This is a genomic window from Bacillus cereus group sp. BfR-BA-01355 (genome assembly GCF_022663675.1).
GTDB lineage: Bacteria > Bacillota > Bacilli > Bacillales > Bacillaceae_G > Bacillus_A > Bacillus_A thuringiensis_S.
In genome coordinates this window covers 1-258 of sequence record NZ_JAKUFY010000406.1, presented here as the reverse complement: position 1 = coordinate 258, position 258 = coordinate 1, and the positions used below count along the sequence as shown (strand labels likewise).

Below are 258 nucleotides of genomic sequence, written 5' to 3'. Positions count from 1 at the left end.
TTGTATTTAATCTCGATATTTACGCTAATGTAGCTTTAATAGAAAAAACCAATCCGAATTCAATTAAAGGGCACTATGATAATAAAAAAAATATAAATAATTTAAAAAATGCTATTCAAAAAGAAATTAATAATAATTTACAAAATATGTTATATGAAATACAACAGAATAAAATTGATCCAATCGGATTATCCCAATATGCTAGAGCATTTCAATATAAAGAGTGGAAAAAAGTAAAAGGAAATTGGTTGCAAGCGT

Annotated in this window: 1 protein-coding gene; it reads left to right on the top strand. The window is 24.0% G+C overall.

The genetic code is table 11. The features are described from left to right. On the top strand, positions 1-258 hold a 258-nt coding region (locus MR167_RS32250), incomplete at both ends, for a Ger(x)C family spore germination C-terminal domain-containing protein (protein ID WP_242316294.1).